Here is a 17814-nt window from a genome sequence, read left to right on the forward strand (position 1 = left end):
ACTGGTGCCCTTACCGAACAGGAGGGCAATTCTAACTGAGCCCCCCACAAGAACCATAAGGTAGCAGTATGGATATCACAGAACTCCTCGCCTTCAGCGCCAAACAGAACGCCTCGGACTTACACCTCTCCGCCGGCCTGCCGCCGATGATCCGCGTGGACGGTGACGTGCGCCGCATCAACCTGCCGCCGATGGAGCACAAGCAGGTGCACGGCCTGATCTACGAGATCATGAACGACAAGCAGCGCAAGGATTACGAGGAGTTCCTGGAGACCGACTTCTCCTTCGAGGTGCCCGGCGTGGCGCGCTTCCGGGTGAATGCCTTCAACCACAACCGCGGTGCCGGCGCCGTCTTCCGGACGATTCCGTCCAAGGTGCTGACCATGGAAGACCTGGGCATGGGCCAGGTGTTCAAGCAGATTTCCGATACTCCAAGGGGTCTGGTACTGGTCACCGGACCCACCGGTTCCGGTAAGTCCACCAGCCTGGCGGCGATGATCGACTACATCAACGACAACAAGTATGAGCACATCCTCACCGTCGAGGACCCGATCGAATTCGTGCACGAATCCAAGAAATGCCTGGTGAACCAGCGCGAGGTGCACCGCGACACCCACGGTTTCGCCGAAGCCCTGCGCTCGGCACTGCGTGAGGACCCGGACATCATCCTCGTGGGCGAGATGCGAGACCTGGAAACCATCCGCCTGGCCCTGACCGCCGCCGAGACCGGCCACCTGGTATTCGGCACACTGCACACCACCTCCGCCGCCAAGACCATCGACCGGGTCGTCGACGTCTTCCCGGCCGAGGAGAAAGCCATGGTGCGCTCCATGCTGTCGGAATCCCTGCAGGCGGTGGTCTCGCAGACACTGCTGAAGCGCAACGGCGGCGGCCGCGTCGCGGCCCATGAGATCATGCGCGGCACACCGGCGATCCGCAATCTGATCCGCGAGGACAAGATCGCGCAGATGTACTCTGCCATCCAGACCGGCGCCAGCGTCGGCATGCAGACCATGGACCAGTGCCTGCAGGATCTGGTGGAAAAGCGCATCATCGCCCGCGAGGTCGCGCGCGAAAAGGCCAAGATGCCGGAGAACTTCTAAACAGGGGCCAGTCCCGCAACGCACAATGAAAGTGGTTTAAAACAATGGAAATCGAAAGACTCCTGCAGCTGGTCGTCGAGAAGGGCGCATCCGACCTGTTCATCACCGCCGGGGTGCCGGCTTCGATCAAGGTGCACGGCAAGGTGGTGCCCGTCAGCAGCAGCTCCCTCACGCCGGAAAAGGCGCGCGAGCTGGTGGTGGGCATCATGAGCGAGAAGCAGCGGCGCGAATTCGCGGAAAAGAAAGAGCTGAACTTCGCCATCTCGGTGCGCAACGTGGGCCGCTTCCGTGTGTCGGCCTTCTTCCAGCGCAACCTGGTGGGCATGGTGCTGCGCCGCATCGAGACCAAGATCCCCACGGTCGACGGCCTGGGACTGCCGGAGATCCTCAAGGACCTGGCGATGACCAAACGCGGCCTGATCATTTTCGTCGGCGCCACCGGCACCGGTAAATCCACCTCGCTGGCGTCTATGATCGGCCACCGCAACGAGAACTCCAAGGGCCACATCATCTCCATCGAGGACCCGATCGAATTCGTGCACCAGCACCGCGGCTGCATCGTGACCCAGCGCGAGGTCGGCCTGGATACCGAGTCCTTCGAGGTGGCCCTGAAAAATACCCTACGACAGGCGCCGGACGTGATCCTGATCGGCGAGGTGCGCTCCCGCGAGACCATGGATCACGCCATCGCCTTCGCCGAAACCGGCCACCTGTGCCTGTGCACCCTGCACGCCAACAACGCCAACCAGGCCCTGGACCGCATCATCCACTTCTTCCCGGCGGACCGCCACGAACAGCTGTACATGGACCTGTCCCTGAACCTGAAGGCGATGGTGGCCCAGCAGCTGGTACCGACCCCGGACGGCGACGGCCGCCGCGCCTGTCTCGAGATCCTGATCAACACCCCGCTGATGTCGGACCTGATCCGCAAGGGCGAGGTGCACAAGATGAAGGAGTTGATGAAACGGTCCAACGAACAGGGCATGCAGACCTTCGACCAGGCCCTGTACGAACTCTACGACCGCGGCGAGATCACCTACGAGGACGCCCTCTCCCACGCCGACTCCGCCAACGACCTGCGCCTGATGATCAAGCTCAAGTCCGAGTCGGACGCCGAGTACCTGAACAGCGCCGCCGGCGAGTTGAGTCTGCAGAATGATTCCGAGTACGGAGACGGCGGGCCGCAGCTTTACTAATGTTCCCTCCGGTTGCCGGGACTCTCACGTCCCGGCACTCTGCATTGGCGAAACCGCAAATGAAAAAAGTAGCGATCATTACCGGCGGCAGCCGCGGTATTGGGGCAGCAACAGCGCGCCTGCTCGCCTCGCGCGGTTACGATATCTGCATCAGTTACCGTCAGCGGGCGGAAACTGCCGAGGCGCTGATTGAGGAATTGCGCTCGCTCGATGTGGAGGCAATTGCCGTGTGCGCGGATATCTCTGCGGAGGCGGATGTGGTGCGGCTCTTCCGCGAAGTCGACAATCGCTTGGGGCCGCCAACCGCTCTGGTCAACAACGCCGGTATCCTGCTGCCGCAGACACTTGCGGAAAACATGACAGCCGAGCGCATCAACAAGATCCTGCACACCAATGTCACTGGCACATTACTTTGCTGTCGCGAGGCAATAAAACGCATGTCGACAAGTCACGGCGGCAACGGCGGTGCTATCGTCAATGTCTCCTCGGGTGCGGCGCGCACCGGCTCACCCAATGAATATATCGACTACGCCGCCAGCAAGGGCGCGGTGGATTCGATGACCATAGGCCTAGCCAGGGAACTGGCCAGCGACGGGATTAGGGTCAACGGCGTGAGGCCCGGCCCCATCCATACGGAAATGCACGCGGACGGCGGTGAACCGGACAGGATAGAACGGGTAAAAACCAATATTCCGCTGGGACGCGGTGGACAACCAGAGGAAGTGGCTGCGGCCATCGCCTGGCTGCTCGGCAATGAGGCCTCTTTTACGACGGGCTCGTTTATCGATGTGACGGGCGGAAGCTAAAAGGAGAATAGAGATGACTTTCGCTACAATATTTGCACTCTTCGGCGCAATGGTAGTGCTGGCCCTGGTGCCCGGCCCCGCCGTCGTCGCCGTGACCAGCCGCGCCATGAGTTCGGGTTTCTCCCACGGCGCCTCGACGACTATCGGCATAGTGCTGGGCGACTATGTTTTTGTCCTGCTGTCGATATCCGGGTTGGCCTTTATCGCCGAGACCATGGGCAATCTGTTTGTCGCTATCAAATACCTCGGCGCTGCCTATCTTGTCTGGCTGGGAATCGGGCTGCTGCGCTCCAGAGGCACGGTGGAAAACCCGGGTGACGCCGGCAAGAGCTCCCATTTCGCCAACTTATTGCTGGGCCTGGCCACCACCCTGGGCAACCCCAAGGCGATACTGTTTTACCTGAGCTTTTTCCCGGCGTTCCTGAATATGCAGCAGATTTCCGCTGTGGACCTGTTCTGCGTATTGCTGGTGGTCACAATTGCGGTGGGCAGTGTCAATCTGGGCTATGCCTATCTGGCCGCACGTACCGGTGGACTGATAAAAAATTCCTCCAGGTCCGCCCCGCTCAACCTGATTGGCGGCAGCGTCCTGGTCGGCAGTGGTATTTTTCTCGGCGCGAGAAGCTGATCAACACATCTCGGCCATCAGGTCTTTGACGCCGGCCAGCAGTCGGCGGCTGACCAGCGGCTGCTCGGCGACGCCGCTGAGCTCCACCCGGTAATTGCCGCCGTCCTTGCGCAGGCCGGTGATAAACCCGATCGCCACCAGCGCATTGCGGTGTACCCGCACGAAGCGCTCGCCGAACTCGCCCTCCAGCTCCTTCAGCGACTCGTCCAGAATCGTCTCGCCGCCGTCGTGGTGCGCGACCACGTATTTGCTGTCGGCGACAAAGCAGCGGATGGATTCCACTTCCAGCAGTTCGACGCCGCGACGGCTGATCGCCTTGATGCGACTGCGACCGGTCTGGGGTTTCTCCCCGCCCTCGATCAAATTTCGCTGCGGCTTGCTCAGTCGCTGCACCTTCGCGATCGCCTCACCCAGTTGTTCGGCGTTCACCGGCTTGAGCAGGTAACCTGCGGCGGCGGTGGCAAAGGCCGGCAGGGCAAACTGGTCGTGGGCGGTGCAGAAGATCAGCGCCGGGGGGAAGTCCCGTGCAGACAGGCGTCGCGCCAGCTCCAGGCCATTTTCACCGGGCATTTCTATATCCAGCAGCACCAGGTCCGGGTCCAGTCTCTCGACCTGCTGCAGCGCCGCTTCGGCATCGGCGGCCTCACCCAGCAGCGCGCAGTTTTCCAGTTGCTGCAGCTGCCGCGCCAGGCGCGCGCGGGCCAGGGGCTCGTCGTCGACGATCAGGACTTTCAGTGGATTCACGCCAGTGCCTCCTCTCTTCGCGACTTGCGTGTCGCCGGCTGTGTGACCGGCAGCCGCAACTGCACCCGATAGCGGTCGCCGTCGCGGCCGGCGGCAAAGGTAAAACGGTTGCCGAAGTGGGCGGCCAGGCGCTGGCAAATATTTTCCATCGCGATACCGTTGCTGTCCCGCCGCGCTTCACTGTCACCGGCGGGCACCGGATTGTCGATGGTCAGCTCGAGGCAATCAACTCCAATGGCGAGATGCAGCGCTATCTCGCCGCCCTCGCGCAGTCGCGCCACACCGTGCAATACCGCGTTCTCCAGCAACGGCTGCAACAACATGCTCGGCACCTCCAGCTGTTCCAGTCCAGCGGCAATGTCCCAGCGCGTGCGCAACCGCTCGCCCAGGCGCAGCTCCTCGATCTGCAGGTAGCGTTTCGCCAGCGCCAGCTCCTGCCCCAGCGGCACCATGCCGGAGTCGGCGAGGCTGGCGCGAAAGAGCGCAGACAGATCCTCCACCAGCCGCTCGGCGCGCTCCGGGTCTATGGCGATCAGGCTGGCGAGGCTGTTCATGCTGTTGAACAGGAAGTGCGGTCGTATGCGCGACTGCAGGGCATCGATACGCGCACCAAGCTCCGCCTGCTGCTGGTTGTGCAGCTGCTGCTGCACATAGGCGTAGCGAAGCACTACACCGGCACATATGGCGCCGAGCAGGCTGTCGCCGAGGAAGCGCCAGTAATCGAAGGGGGAGTGGGACAGAAAGGCCTGCCACCACTGCTGGGCGCCCATCACCGTCAGCAGCACGGCGAGCACCGCGGCGAAGCTGAGGCCACCGGCCAGCCTGTTGGGCAGTTGCGCCAGGCGCGGGCGCAGGCGGCACAGCAGCGCCGCCGACGGCAGTATCACCCACTGGATCGTCATGGACACCAGCCCCAGGCGCTCCCAGCTGAAGGCGCGCAGGCCGTCCACCGCCAGTACCAGCACCAGCGCCAGCAGCTCGCCCATCAGCACCAGTGCCGCCAGCGCAGAGACACTGCACAGGTCGGGCAAAAACGGCGGGCGCGCAGAATCTTTGCTATCTGCGGCAATTTCGCGAATTTGCTGCGCTATAATGCCCGCCGGTCGCGCGGACTGTGGGGAAGTCATACCACTTGTTATTCTTGGTTTTGCCGAAATCAGACCGGGAAGATACCACCAGCGCCAGGCGCTTTCACCCATCCACACCCATTCAGCTGTCAGGGACACCATGAGCAACGACAACGCCTCCAACCCAGCCGCCAAACTCTGGGGCGGCCGCTTCAGTGAAGCCACCGACGCCTTTGTAGAAAGATTTACCGCCTCGGTCACCTTCGACCAGCGCATGGCGCTGGAGGACATCCAGGGCTCCCTGGCACACGCACAGATGCTGTCGGAAGTGGGTGTTCTGACAGAAGGCGAATACCAGCAGATCGCCGGCGGCCTGAATGACATTGCCGCGGAGATAGAGGCCGGCGAATTCCCCTGGTCCGTGCAGCTCGAAGACGTGCATATGAATATCGAGGCGCGCCTGACCGACCGCATCGGCGCCACCGGCAAGAAGCTGCACACCGGCCGCTCGCGCAACGACCAGGTGGCTACCGATATCCGCCTGTGGCTGCGCAACCGTATCGACCGGATAGCCTCCGAACTGACCCGATTGCAGACCGGCCTGGTAGAGCTGGCCGAGCGGGAGGCGGACACCATCATGCCCGGCTTCACCCACCTGCAGTCGGCCCAGCCGGTGACCTTCGGCCACCACCTGCTGGCCTGGAACGAGATGCTCAGCCGCGACTACGAGCGGCTGATGGACTGCCGCAAACGCGTCAACCGCTCGCCGCTGGGCGCCGCGGCGCTGGCCGGTACCAGCTACCCGATCGACAGGGCGCGCACCGCCGAGCTGCTCGGCTTCGACGCGCCGACGGAGAATTCCCTCGACTCCGTCAGCGATCGCGATTTCGCCATCGAGTTCTGCGCCTTCAGCGCGCTGCTGCTGACACACCTCAGCCGCGCCAGCGAGGAGCTGGTGCTCTGGACCTCCAGCCAGTTCGACTTTATCGACCTGCCCGATCGTTTCTGCACCGGCTCCTCGATCATGCCGCAGAAGAAGAACCCGGACGTACCGGAGCTGGTGCGCGGCAAGACCGGCCGCGTGAACGGCCACCTGATCGCCCTGCTGACACTGATGAAGAGCCAGCCACTGGCGTACAACAAGGACAATCAGGAGGACAAGGAGCCGCTGTTCGACGCCGCCGACACGGCCCTGGACTGCCTGCGCGCCTTCGCCGATATGGTGCCGGCGCTGAAGGCCAAAAAGGAAAATATGCTGGCCGCCGCGGCGAAAGGCTTCTCCACCGCCACCGACCTGGCGGACTACCTGGTGCGCAAAGGCGTGGCCTTCCGCGATGCCCACGAGATCGTCGGCCAGTCGGTTTCCTTTGCGATAGAGCAGGACAGGGATCTGGCCGAGCTCAGCCTGCCGCAGCTGCAGCAGTTTTCCGATCAGATAGGTGAGGATGTGTTCGGGGTTCTGACCCTGGAGGGATCGGTGGCGGCGCGGGACCATATCGGCGGCACGGCGCCCAAGCAGGTGCGGGCTGCCTGCGCGCGGGCAAAGACGCTGATCGCGAAGCGTTGAGGTTTATTGCATTGCTGTAGGAGCGGCCGGTGGCCGCGATAAATCGAGCGGCGTAGGTTGGGCTCAGCCCGACCTACGGAGTTATTCCAGCCCCAGGGAAACCGGCTCGCCCTGCTGCTCGGTCAATACGCGATCGAGCAGTGCCGGCAGATCCTCACCTGTGGTGGTGCACTTCCAGCCAGGATTCTCGAAAGCGAGATGGAAGCCGCCCGACCTGGCAGCCACCCAGAGTTCGCGGTTGGCGGACTGGCGCGAGAGGATCACCTGGCTGCCGTTGTCCTCCAGTGTCAGGGTCAATACCGCATCGGCGCGCTCGTAATCGATATCCCAGTCGCAATCGTCGAGGGCGTCCTCGATGGCGATCAGGGTGCGCTCGACAGCCGTATCGTACTCCGCTTGACTCATAATTTGTTACTACTGTTACCGTGTACTGTGCTGAAACTGGTTGGCCGCTATACTAGCAGGCTTTTCCAACGACCGAGTCGCAGGACGCCGCCGATGCAGAAAAAACTCATTCTTCCCCTCGCTGTACTATTGAGTGCCTGCGGACAAAAGGGGCCCCTCTACCTGCCGCAGGATCCGGCCGCGCCGGCTCAGCCCGCTGCGGTCGCTGCTCCCGTCTCGGGCACTGCCACCACGACCGGGGAAGAGCCGGAAAAACCGCGGGCGCAAACGGGCGACGCCGTCGAAAGCAGCGGGGAGCCGGAAGCGGAAAAATGAGCGACTTCAACTACCGCGATGGCGGCCTCTGGGCGGAAGGGGTTCCACTCGAGCAGATCGCCGAACAGTTCGGCACGCCCACCTATGTCTACAGCCGCGCGCACTATGAAAAGCAGTACCTGGACTACGCCGATGCGCTCGGCAACCACCCGGGACTGATCTGCTACGCGGTCAAGGCCAACAGCAACCTCGGCATACTGTCACTGCTGGCGCAGCTGGGGGCCGGTTTCGATATCGTCTCCGGTGGCGAGCTGGAGCGGGTGCTGCTGGCCGGCGGCGATCCGTCGCGCATCGTGTTTTCCGGCGTGGGCAAGACCGCCGACGAGATGCGCCGCGCGCTGGAAGTCGGCGTGCACTGCTTCAACGTGGAATCCGAAGCGGAAATGGCGCGACTGGAGCAGGTGGCCGCCGAGTGCGGCGTCCGCGCGCCCGTCTCCCTGCGCGTCAATCCGGATGTAGATGCCAAGACCCACCCGTATATTTCCACCGGGCTGAAGGAAAACAAATTCGGTATTGCCATCGACGGCGCCGTCGAGGTCTACCGCCGCGCCGCCGGGTCGGCGCACCTGAAGGTGATCGGTGTCGACTGCCATATCGGCTCCCAGCTGACGGAGATAGCTCCCTTCTTGGACGCACTGGACCGGCTGCTGATCCTGATAGACCAGCTGGCGGATGCCGGCATACAGCTGGAGCACCTGGACCTGGGTGGCGGCCTGGGCGTGCGCTATCGCGGCGAGGAACCGCCACCGGTGAGCGACTACCTGAATGCGGTCAAGGAGCGCCTCGGCGATCGCCAGCTGGGGCTGGTGCTGGAACCCGGCCGCTCCATCGCCGCCAACGGTGGCCTGCTGCTGACCCGGGTCGAGTTTCTGAAGCGCGCCGAAGAGCACAACTTTGCCATCGTCGACGCGGCCATGAACGACAACCTGCGCCCGGCTCTCTACCAGGCCTGGCAGGACATAGTGCCGGTGGTACCGGACAGCGGCGAGACCGAGATCTGGGATATAGTGGGCCCTGTGTGCGAGACCGGCGACTTCCTCGGCAAGAACCGCTCCCTGGCGCTGCAACAGGGGCAACTGCTGGCGATGATGTCCGCCGGCGCCTATGGGTTCACCATGAGCTCAAACTACAATAGCCGTCCGCGCGCCGCGGAAGTGCTGGTGGACGGCGACAGGACCTACCTGGTGCGCGCGCGCGAAACGGTGGAGGACCTGGTGCGCGGCGAGAGTCCTGTTCCGGAAAGAGCGCCGGCAAAGGCCAGGGACAACAACTGAGAAACGGAATGCGCCTTAAATTCAGCAAAATGCACGGCCTCGGCAACGACTTCGTGATGCTCGATGGCATCAGCCAGCGCCTCAAGCTGTCGCCGGAGAAGATCCGCCAGCTGGCCGACCGCCACACAGGTGTGGGCTGCGACCAGGTACTGGTGGTGGAATCGCCGCGCACACCGGATGCCGACTTCCGCTACCGTATCTACAACGCCGACGGTGGCGAGGTGGAGAATTGTGGCAATGGCGCGCGCTGTTTTGCCCGCTTTGTGCGCGAGCGCCGCCTGACCGGCAAGAAGCAGCTGTTGGTGGAGACAGCCGCCGGCATGCTGCAGCTGAACCTGCTCGACGACGACCGCGTCAGCGTCGATATGGGTGCACCGGTACTGGAACCGCAACAGATTCCCTTCGCCGCCGATATACGCGCAGAGACCTATCCATTGGAAGTGGACGGCGAGGTCTTCACCATCAGCGCCGTGTCCATGGGCAATCCCCACGCGGTACTGCTGGTGGACGACGTCGACGCTGCGCCGGTCGAAGAGCTGGGCCCCAAGGTCGAACACCACCAGCGCTTCCCGCAACGGGTCAATGTGGGCTTCCTGCAAATCGAGTCCCGTGCCCGCGCGCGCCTGCGCGTGTTCGAACGCGGCGTCGGCGAGACCCGCGCCTGCGGCACCGGCGCCTGTGCCGCCATGGTCGTCGCGCGCCTGCGGGATCTGGTGGACGACAGCCTGGAAATCCAGCTGCCCGGCGGCATACTGACAATCCACTGGAGCGGACCGGGGCAGCCGGTTACCATGACCGGGCCCGCGACCACCGTGTACCACGGGCAAATTGTTCTCTGAACGAAGGGACGTAGGATGGGCAAAGCGCAGCATGCCCATCAACCGCGACATGATGGGCACGCTGCGCTTTGCCCATCCTACAAGCCAAACTGAATAATGACGGAACACAGCGACGCCACTCAGGCCCCGGACATCTCCAATGGCGACAAGGAAGTGCAGCGCAACAGGAAACTGCTGGCGCGCCAGGTGGCCCGCTACCTGATCCAGAACCCGGACTTCTTCGCCGACCACCTGGAACTGCTGGAGACCATCAAGCTGCCGCGGGAAAACGGCAAGACTGTGTCGCTGATGACGCACCAGACAAACCTGCTGCGCGAGCGCAATATCGAGATGCGTCAGCGCCTCGACCAGCTGCTGCACAATGCCCGCGACAACGACCAGCTGTTTCTGCACAGCCGCCGCCTGATACTGGCGCTGCTGGAGGCGCAGACCGTCGGCGAAGCCACGGCGGCCCTCTACAAGAGCTTCGCCGGCGATTTCAATGTGGAATTCACCGGCCTGACCCTGTTCGGCCCCCTGCCGCACGGGCGGAATGCCCTCGGCGAGGTGCGTACCAGTTCCCGCGCCGCGGCGGAGACGGCCATCGGCTCGATACTGCGCAATGGTCGCACCGTCTGCGGCATACTGCGCCCGGCGGAAAAGACATACCTGTTCGGCGGTGACGCGGAAAAAGTCGCCTCTGCCGCCGTGGTCCCCCTGGCCAACCAGCTGGGCGTGCTCGCAATCGGCTCCTGCGATCCGCAGCACTACCGCTCCAGCCTCGGCACACTCTTCCTGTCCTATATCGGCGAGGTGCTCGAGCGCCTGTTGCCGCGCCTGCTCGAACCCTGATCCGCGGCGTCACAGACAGTGCAACTGGCCGCTGCCATCGCCTTTTTCCTGCAACGGCTGCAGACCGAAAAGCAGCTGTCCCCCCACACCCTAGACGCCTACCGCCGCGACCTGGCCAAGCTGCAGCAGCTGGCAGAAGCGGAGGGCCTTGCCCGCATCGACGAACTGAAAGAGATGCTGCTGCGCGGCTGGCTGGCGCAACTGCACCGGGGCGGCCTCGGCGCCAGGAGCCTGCAACGCTGGCTGTCCGCAGTGCGCGGCCTGTGCAATTGCGGCCTGCGCGAGGGCTGGCTGAAAGCCAACCCGGCCGAGGGGCTGCGCGCGCCCAAGGGAGAAAAACGACTGCCGAAGCTGCTGGATGTGGACGCGGCGGCGGACTTTGTCGAAAGCCCCGGCGACGAGCGTTTGCACCTGCGCGACAGGGCCATACTGGAACTCTTCTACAGCAGCGGCCTGCGCCTGTCCGAGCTGACCGGACTGGACTGGCCCGACCTGGACCTGCGCGCCGGCGAAGTGCGGGTCACCGGCAAGGGCAACAAGAGCCGGCAGCTACCGCTGGGCACAAAGGCGATCGAAGCACTGCAGGCCTGGCGCAGCGCCGCGCCCCCCGGCGATGACGGCGCGGTATTCACCAGCCTGAAGGGCCGCCGCCTGGGCAACCGCGCCGTGCAGGCGCGCCTCGCGCACTGGGCCCGGGCCAGCGGCGCCGAGCAGCGGGTGCACCCACATATGCTGCGCCACTCCTTCGCCAGCCATATGCTCGAATCCAGCGGCGACCTGCGCGCCGTGCAGGAGCTGCTCGGCCACGCGGATATCAGTACCACCCAGATCTACACCCACCTGGATTTCCAGCACCTGGCCAGGGTCTACGACAGCGCCCATCCCCGCGCGCGCAGCGATAGAAAGAGTGAGGATTGACTCGGCTTCTGCTGACAAATGTCACTGCAAATTCCTGACAAACGGAAATACCCTCTGACTCCGGTGCGCTGAATACTGAGCGGGCACTTTTCGGGGCAACTGCAAGCCCGCAACGGACAAGGAGTCCACCGATGAAAGCATTCCACACACTACTTTTCTCCACCGCGCTCAGCACCGCAAATGCACTGGCCGCGGCGCCGGACAGCACCGTGGAAGAGGCCTTCAACCGCCTGGATACGGAGCGCCTGGCCGTGCTGCAGTCCGAGCTGAACGACAGCTACGGCCGCGCCTACGCCGGCTATCGGCTGGCGATTGCCCGCCACCTGCGCGACGAGGGCGGCGCGGGCGAGGCGCTGGGACAAGTTTTGAAACTGTTGGAAGTCAATGAGGCCGCGCAGACCGACAGCAACAGAGCAGCACTGCTGGCCATGGCCTACGGCTACAAGATCGCCCTCACACCGCTGTCCGCAGTCCGCTACGGCCCCAAGAGCCACAGCATGGTCGAACGCGCGCTGGCGCTGGACGCGGAAAACCCGCTGGCCCAACTGGCCAGGGGCATCTCCCAGTTCAATACACCCGGCGCCTTCGGCGGCGACAAACGGGAGGCGCTGGAGGCCTTCGGCCGGGCCGTGTCCCTCTACCACGCCGGCCGCGGCGGCACCACGGCGGACTGGGGGCTGGCCGAGGCCCTGGTGTGGCGGGGACTGACACAGCGGGAACTGGATCGCGAACGGGAGGCAACGCAGAGCTGGCGCGACGCCCTGGCCGCTCGCCCTGACCACCGCTGGGCCGGCGCACTGCTCGAGGGAAATGAAAGGTAACCATGCAATTACACAAGTCACCGGATCACCACAGATTTGCCCCCTGGGTATGGCTGATCTTTCTCGGCTTTTACTTTATCCGCCCCTTCGCCGCCCCCATGAGTGGCGGCGAGTGGCTGCTGTTCGCACTTGGCCTGGCGCTGTTCCTCTGGGCCTATTTCCGCCTCTTCCGCGCAACCGAGCCCAGGCCCTATATCTGGCTGGTGTTACTGCTGGCCCTGGTCGAGGCGCCCTTCAACAACGGTGCCAGCTCCCTGTTCATCTATGCCGCCGCCTTCTCCGGCAACCTCCTGCCCGGGCGGCAGGCGGCCCTGCACCTGGCCGCCATTCTGTCGCTGCTGGGCCTTGAGAGCTGGTGGCTCAACCTACCGGCTACCCTGTGGATGCCAGCCAGCCTGGTGTCCGTTGCGGTGGGGGCCATGGGGATTCTCGACCGCATACGCGGCGAGGCCACCCGGCAGAGATTGCGCGATCGCGAGGAGATAGAACGGCTGGCGACGGTGGCCGAGCGCGAGCGCATCGCCCGGGACATGCACGACGTCATTGGCCACACCCTGTCCAGTGTGGCGCTGAAGTCGGAACTTGCCGGCCGCCTGCTGGCCAGGGCCGAAACCAGCCCCATGTCCCTGGAACAGGCCCGGCACCAGGTGGCCGAGGTACAGCAACTGGCCCGCGCCGCCCTGACCCGGGCCCGCGAGGCCATCGCCGGTTACCGGGAGCGCGAACTGGGCGCCGAGCTGGCGCGCCTGCAACAGTGGCTGGAGGAACAGAACTTCCAGGTGGAAGTGAACACTGACTTTCAACGGCTGCCGCCGCGGGTGGAGTCCGCCGCGGCACTGATACTGATGGAGGCCTGTACCAATGTCGTGCGCCACTCGACTGGCGACACCGTTGTGATGGACTGCAAGGGGCGGGCGGATCGCCTGCAGCTGTGCGTTGCCGACAATGGCGACACTCGGGCCGTCATCGAAGGTAACGGCCTGCGCGGCATCCGCGAACGAGCCCGCTCTCTGGGCGGACAGGTGCGCTGCAGCGCCGCCAACGGCGTGCGGATCGAGGTGGAGCTGCCGCTGGGGGAAGCCTGTGAGATCGATTGATATCCTGATCGCGGAAGACCAGCACCTGGTACGCGGTGCCCTCAAGGCGCTGCTGGAGCTGGAGGAAGATCTGCAAGTGGTCGGCGAGGCCGCCAGCGCCGCCGAAGCACTGGCACTGCTGCAGCGGCAATCGGTGGACGTGCTGGTGAGCGATATCGAAATGCCCGGTTCCAGCGGCCTGGCCCTGGCGGAAGAGGTCAGACGGCGCTGGCCCGGCTGCCGCCTGGTGATTGTCACCACCTTCAACCGCCGCGGCTATGTGCGCCGCGCCCTGGACCTGGGCGTGGATGCCTTCCTGCTCAAGGACGCCCCCAGTGAGCAGCTGGCCGATGCGATACGCCGCACCGTCGCCGGCAGGCGGGTGATAGACCCGGAGCTGATGCTCGACGCCCTCGGCGACAGGGATCCCCTGACCGACAGGGAAAGACAGGCGCTGCTACTCGCCGCCAAGGGATACAACACGGCGCACATCGCCGAGCGGCTCTGCCTGAGCGAGGGCACGGTGCGCAACTACCTGTCCGAGGCGATCAGCAAACTGGGCGCACACAACCGTATCGATGCCGCGCGTATCGCGCGACAGAGGGGCTGGCTCTACTGATCGCAATGTTCGCCGCGGGTGCGGACGTGAGGTTCGCACCCTAGATCGCAGACCGGGAAGATATTAGATAGGGCGGCTGCCGTACTTGGGCTGCGGCTTGCGCGGGGGGTCGGCGGTGACCTCCGCATCGATTTCGCTGATGGCGCCGCCGTGGGCGAGGAACTCCTCCACATCGGCAGTCAGCTGACTTCTGGCCCTCTGGCGGGAGGTGATGCTGCGCTCCTCGGCAAACTCCTCGTTTTCTTTGCTGCGGGAATTGTTGCCCTGTTCCTGGTAACCATCTTTCATAACTCAAACCCTGTAACTGCTACTCCTGTTACAGAGGGTGTACCCCTGTGCCGCCCTTTCCTCGCGGCGCTAACAAGATTGACAAAGAACCGCCATTGGCGATGGACTGCCGCTGCAAGCCGCGGCGAATAATATATAGGCACTGGAACCCGGTGCCGCCAGCGCCGGCGGCCATCGTATGTAGAGTTTTTTGTTGCGGAACGGAGACGGGATATTGCGGCTGGTTATGCAGAAGAGGGCGCCAGCGCGGCGCAAAAAAAATGTGCCAATGGGGGCGACAAAAAAGATACTCAGCGGCTCAATTTACCGCTGACGAAATGAAAAAAGCCCCATTCGGGGCCTTTTCCAAGTTTGGCGGATTATTCATCCGCCTGCCTGTGAGACAGCAATCGGTCCCGGTTACACCGCCTCGCTGCCGGTCTCGCCGGTGCGGATGCGGATCACCTCTTCCAGCGCGGTGATGAAAATCTTGCCATCGCCTATCTTGCCGGTCTGGGCCGCCTTGGTGATGGCCTCGACGGCACTGTCCACCATGCTGTCGTCCACGGCCAGCTCCAGCTTCACCTTGGGCAGGAAATCCACAACGTATTCGGCGCCGCGGTAGAGTTCTGTGTGGCCCTTCTGGCGGCCGAAGCCTTTTACCTCGGTCACCGTCATGCCCTGCACACCGACTTCGGACAACGCCGTGCGCACGTCATCCAGCTTGAAGGGCTTTACCACAGCCGTAATCAATTTCATCTCTCTATATCCCCTGGGTTATTCGCGGTCTGGTGGAAGCCAGCCCCGCCGGCGATCCAATCACCTGCCAGGCAGGCTCCCACAGTAATGGGCGGCTTGTTTGCCCATGACTCTTTGTTCATGACTATTTATTCATGAATTCGGGATAAGCTTCCATTCCGCATTCTACCAAGTCAACACCTTCTTGCTCCTCGTCTTCGCTGACGCGAATGCCGGTAATGACCTTGAGCAGGAACCAGACCGCGAAAGAGGCGGCGAAGACCCAGGCGAAGATGGTGGCGGCACCGATCAGCTGGCCGCTGAAGCTGGAACCGTCGTTGGTGACAGGCACCAGCAGCAGGCCCAGCAGGCCGACCACACCGTGCACCGAGATGGCGCCCACCGGATCGTCGATTTTCAGTTTGTCCAGGGTGACGATGGAGAAGACCACCAGCACGCCGCCCAGGGCGCCGAACAGGGTCGCCTGAATCGCAGTCGGGGTGGAGGGCTCGGCGGTGATGGCCACCAGGCCGGCCAGTGCACCGTTCAGCAGCATGGTCAGGTCGGCCTTGCCGAACAGGATACGGGCGGTGATCAGCGCGGCCACGGCGCCACCGGCAGCGGCGGTGTTGGTGTTCAGGAATACCATGGCCACCGAGTGCGCATTGGCGGCGTCACCCAGCTTCAGCACGGAGCCGCCGTTGAAGCCGAACCAGCCCATCCACAGGATAAAGGTGCCCAGGGTCGCCAGCGGCAGGTTGGCACCGGGGATGGCGTAGACCTCGCCGTTGGGGCCGTATTTGCCCTTGCGCGCGCCCAGCAGCAGCACGCCGGCCAGGGCCGCGGCGGCGCCCGCCATGTGCACAATGCCGGAGCCGGCAAAGTCGGAGAAGCCCAGGTCGCCCAGGTTGTACAGGCCGAATACATCGGCGCTGCCCCAGGTCCAGGAGCCTTCCAGCGGGTAGATAAAGCCGGTCAGTACGACCGCAAAGACCAGGAAGCTCCACAGCTTCATACGCTCCGCCACGGCGCCGGAGACGATGGACATGGCCGTGGCCACGAACACCACCTGGAAGAAGAAGTCGGAGGCACCGGAGTAGACGGAGTCGCCGTCAAAGCCGTTTTCCGCCGAACTGGCCAGCACGCCGTCCAGGTCGAAGGCTTCTATACCGGACAATGCCCAGCTGCCGTCGTACATGATGGCGTAGCCGGTCAGCAGGTACATGATGCACGCGATCGCAAACAGCGCCACGTTCTTGGTGAGAATTTCCGTGGTGTTTTTCGAGCGCACCAGGCCGGCTTCCAGCATGGCAAAGCCGGCCGCCATCCACATGACCAGTGCGCCGCACACGAGGAAATAAAACGTATCAATTGCATACTGCAATTGAAAAATTTGATTTTCCATCTTTCGCTCCGTTAATCCCGAGAATTTGTCAAAAGTTAATTAATTCTTATTCGTTGCGTTAAATCGCTTCCGCACCCGTCTCACCGGTACGTATGCGCACCACCTGCTCCAGACTGGAGACGAATATCTTGCCGTCGCCGATCTTGCCGCTGTGCGCGCCGCCGCCAACGGCTTCCAGTACCGCATCCAGCTGGCCGTCATCCACAGCGATCTGCAGCATGGTCTTGGGCAGGAAGTCCACCACATACTCGGCACCGCGGTAGAGTTCCGTGTGACCCTTCTGCCGGCCGAATCCCTTCACTTCACTGACGGTGATACCGTTGACACCGGCCTCCGCCAGCGCATCGCGCACCGCATCCAGCTTGAAGGGCTTGATGATTGCTGTAACCAGTTTCATGCTCTCCCCCATTCGTTATTCGGTCCCGCCCGAAGGAACGGGACCGGGTTCATTACCAGCTGTAAGTGGCCGCGGCGAGCAGCGAAGGCTCACACCAGTCCAGGTCGAAACACTCGCTGTCGCTGATGTCGGTACCGACCAGCGAGGCGCTCAGGCTCAGGCCGCCGAATTCCTTGCCCAGGGTGACCGAGTAATCGATGTAGGAGTCGGCCTCGAACAGGAAGCCCTCCTCGTCGAAAATGTTCGCGCCCACGTGAAGGTCCAGGCTCAGATCCGCCGGCAGCGCAAAGCTGTATTCGGCGTAGGGATAGTAGAAGGCGCCGGTCGCGGCCCAGTAGTCGTCGGAGTAGGCCAGGCCCAGAGTCAGGTCGGAGACGCTGACGCTGCCGTAGATTTCCTGGTAATCCTCGTCGTTGTCGCCACCGTGGTAGGCGTAGTAGATGAAGCCGACGTCATAGCTGACGGTTTCGCTGATCTCACCGGCGTAGCCGCCGTAGAAATCCTGCTCAAACTTGGTCTCGTCCTCACCGTAGGCGAAGTCCACCTGGGAGGCCCAGGTGCCCAGGTAAATACCGTTGCCGAGGTCCAGGTCCACCCCGCCCTGCAGCGCGGGGCTGCCGTCGGTCTGGGAAATGCCGCGGAATTTGTAGTCGGTGACCACACCCACATTGGCGCTGAAGCTGGGGCCTGCCTCCTGCGCCTGGGCGGCAGCGGCTACGCCCAGTACCAGGGTGCCAGTGGTCAGAACAGCAGCGATTTTATTCTTTGTAATTCCCACCTTGATTCTCCTAAATTCTC

Annotated in this window: 21 protein-coding genes; 13 read left to right on the forward strand and 8 right to left on the reverse strand. The window is 63.5% G+C overall.

Going from position 1 to position 17814, the window contains the following annotated elements; translation table 11 throughout:
• Positions 1–68 precede the first annotated feature (68 nt).
• Genes IG627_RS03970 through IG627_RS03985 form a run of 4 tightly spaced genes read left to right on the forward strand, consistent with a single transcriptional unit; the run spans position 69 to position 3733 of the window.
• Complete coding sequence (locus tag IG627_RS03970) at positions 69–1103, forward strand: type IV pilus twitching motility protein PilT (protein WP_193190184.1); 1035 nt, start codon at positions 69–71, stop codon at positions 1101–1103.
• A gap of 44 nt (positions 1104–1147) precedes the next feature.
• Positions 1148–2299: a PilT/PilU family type 4a pilus ATPase gene (locus IG627_RS03975; protein WP_193190186.1), complete on the forward strand. Its 1152-nt coding sequence runs from the start codon at positions 1148–1150 to the stop codon at positions 2297–2299.
• Between the two features lie 59 nt (positions 2300–2358).
• Positions 2359–3105 (forward strand): SDR family oxidoreductase, encoded by a 747-nt coding sequence (locus IG627_RS03980; protein ID WP_193190188.1) that lies wholly within the window; start codon positions 2359–2361, stop codon positions 3103–3105.
• Positions 3106–3118: 13 nt separating this feature from the next.
• Positions 3119–3733 (forward strand): LysE family translocator, encoded by a 615-nt coding sequence (locus IG627_RS03985; protein ID WP_193190190.1) that lies wholly within the window; start codon positions 3119–3121, stop codon positions 3731–3733.
• On the opposite strand, the gene IG627_RS03990 is transcribed toward IG627_RS03985, so the two are convergent.
• Together IG627_RS03990 and IG627_RS03995 are read right to left on the reverse strand one after the other, a co-directional pair.
• Positions 3734–4477 carry a LytR/AlgR family response regulator transcription factor gene (locus tag IG627_RS03990; protein ID WP_455429753.1) on the reverse strand — a complete coding sequence of 248 codons (744 nt, stop codon included), beginning with the start codon at positions 4475–4477 and terminating at the stop codon, positions 3734–3736.
• Entirely contained in the window at positions 4474–5604 is a 1131-nt protein-coding gene (locus IG627_RS03995) for a sensor histidine kinase (protein WP_193190192.1), read from the reverse strand. Before IG627_RS03995 ends, IG627_RS03990 begins: the two co-directional genes overlap by 4 nt.
• 100 nt (positions 5605–5704) lie before the next feature.
• Between IG627_RS03995 and argH the strand changes: the two genes are divergently transcribed.
• Positions 5705–7111 carry an argininosuccinate lyase gene (gene argH / locus IG627_RS04000; RefSeq protein WP_193190194.1) on the forward strand — a complete coding sequence of 469 codons (1407 nt, stop codon included), beginning with the start codon at positions 5705–5707 and terminating at the stop codon, positions 7109–7111.
• Positions 7112–7192: 81 nt separating this feature from the next.
• Here the strand turns inward: argH and cyaY are convergent, their stop codons facing one another.
• Positions 7193–7516, reverse strand: a complete 324-nt coding sequence (gene cyaY / locus IG627_RS04005; protein ID WP_193190196.1) for an iron donor protein CyaY — start codon at positions 7514–7516, stop codon at positions 7193–7195.
• A 93-nt stretch (positions 7517–7609) separates the two neighbouring features.
• On the opposite strand from cyaY, the gene lptM reads away from it, so the two are divergent.
• From lptM to IG627_RS04040, 8 genes are all read left to right on the forward strand, one after another.
• Positions 7610–7831 carry an LPS translocon maturation chaperone LptM gene (gene lptM, locus IG627_RS04010; protein ID WP_193190198.1) on the forward strand — a complete coding sequence of 74 codons (222 nt, stop codon included), beginning with the start codon at positions 7610–7612 and terminating at the stop codon, positions 7829–7831.
• Positions 7828–9105 (forward strand): diaminopimelate decarboxylase, encoded by a 1278-nt coding sequence (lysA, locus tag IG627_RS04015; protein WP_193190200.1) that lies wholly within the window; start codon positions 7828–7830, stop codon positions 9103–9105. The genes lptM and lysA overlap by 4 nt, the downstream gene beginning before the upstream one ends.
• 8 nt (positions 9106–9113) lie before the next feature.
• Entirely contained in the window at positions 9114–9944 is an 831-nt protein-coding gene (gene dapF / locus IG627_RS04020) for a diaminopimelate epimerase (RefSeq protein WP_193190202.1), read from the forward strand.
• A gap of 96 nt (positions 9945–10040) precedes the next feature.
• Positions 10041–10775: a DUF484 family protein gene (locus IG627_RS04025; protein WP_193190204.1), complete on the forward strand. Its 735-nt coding sequence runs from the start codon at positions 10041–10043 to the stop codon at positions 10773–10775.
• An 18-nt stretch (positions 10776–10793) separates the two neighbouring features.
• Entirely contained in the window at positions 10794–11693 is a 900-nt protein-coding gene (xerC, locus tag IG627_RS04030) for a tyrosine recombinase XerC (RefSeq protein ID WP_193190206.1), read from the forward strand.
• Between the two features lie 131 nt (positions 11694–11824).
• Positions 11825–12514 (forward strand): tetratricopeptide repeat protein, encoded by a 690-nt coding sequence (locus IG627_RS04035; RefSeq protein WP_193190208.1) that lies wholly within the window; start codon positions 11825–11827, stop codon positions 12512–12514.
• 2 nt (positions 12515–12516) lie between these two features.
• Positions 12517–13611, forward strand: coding sequence for a sensor histidine kinase (locus IG627_RS20830; protein WP_226864695.1), 1095 nt, complete (start codon positions 12517–12519; stop codon positions 13609–13611).
• The gene (locus tag IG627_RS04040; protein WP_319024498.1) at positions 13598–14209 is read left to right on the forward strand and encodes a response regulator transcription factor; all 612 of its coding nucleotides are present in this window, start codon (positions 13598–13600) and stop codon (positions 14207–14209) included. Before IG627_RS20830 ends, IG627_RS04040 begins: the two co-directional genes overlap by 14 nt.
• A 63-nt stretch (positions 14210–14272) precedes the next feature.
• Here the strand turns inward: IG627_RS04040 and IG627_RS04045 are convergent, their stop codons facing one another.
• The 5 genes from IG627_RS04045 to IG627_RS04065 all read right to left on the reverse strand — a co-directional run bounded on the left by IG627_RS04045 (position 14273) and on the right by IG627_RS04065 (position 17794).
• The gene (locus IG627_RS04045) at positions 14273–14497 is read right to left on the reverse strand and encodes a hypothetical protein (RefSeq protein WP_193190212.1); all 225 of its coding nucleotides are present in this window, start codon (positions 14495–14497) and stop codon (positions 14273–14275) included.
• A gap of 399 nt (positions 14498–14896) precedes the next feature.
• Positions 14897–15235: a P-II family nitrogen regulator gene (locus tag IG627_RS04050; protein WP_043319767.1), complete on the reverse strand. Its 339-nt coding sequence runs from the start codon at positions 15233–15235 to the stop codon at positions 14897–14899.
• Between the two features lie 124 nt (positions 15236–15359).
• On the reverse strand, positions 15360–16619 hold the full coding sequence (locus IG627_RS04055; RefSeq protein WP_193190214.1) for an ammonium transporter: 1260 nt from the start codon (positions 16617–16619) through the stop codon (positions 15360–15362).
• Between the two features lie 58 nt (positions 16620–16677).
• A complete protein-coding gene (locus tag IG627_RS04060) occupies positions 16678–17016 on the reverse strand; it encodes a P-II family nitrogen regulator (RefSeq protein WP_193190215.1) in 339 nt (112 codons plus the stop codon).
• A gap of 52 nt (positions 17017–17068) precedes the next feature.
• Complete coding sequence (locus tag IG627_RS04065) at positions 17069–17794, reverse strand: TorF family putative porin (protein ID WP_193190217.1); 726 nt, start codon at positions 17792–17794, stop codon at positions 17069–17071.
• Positions 17795–17814 lie beyond the last annotated feature (20 nt).

Origin of the sequence: Microbulbifer taiwanensis (genome assembly GCF_014904815.1) — a bacterium.
Classification (GTDB): Bacteria; Pseudomonadota; Gammaproteobacteria; order Pseudomonadales; family Cellvibrionaceae; genus Microbulbifer; species Microbulbifer taiwanensis.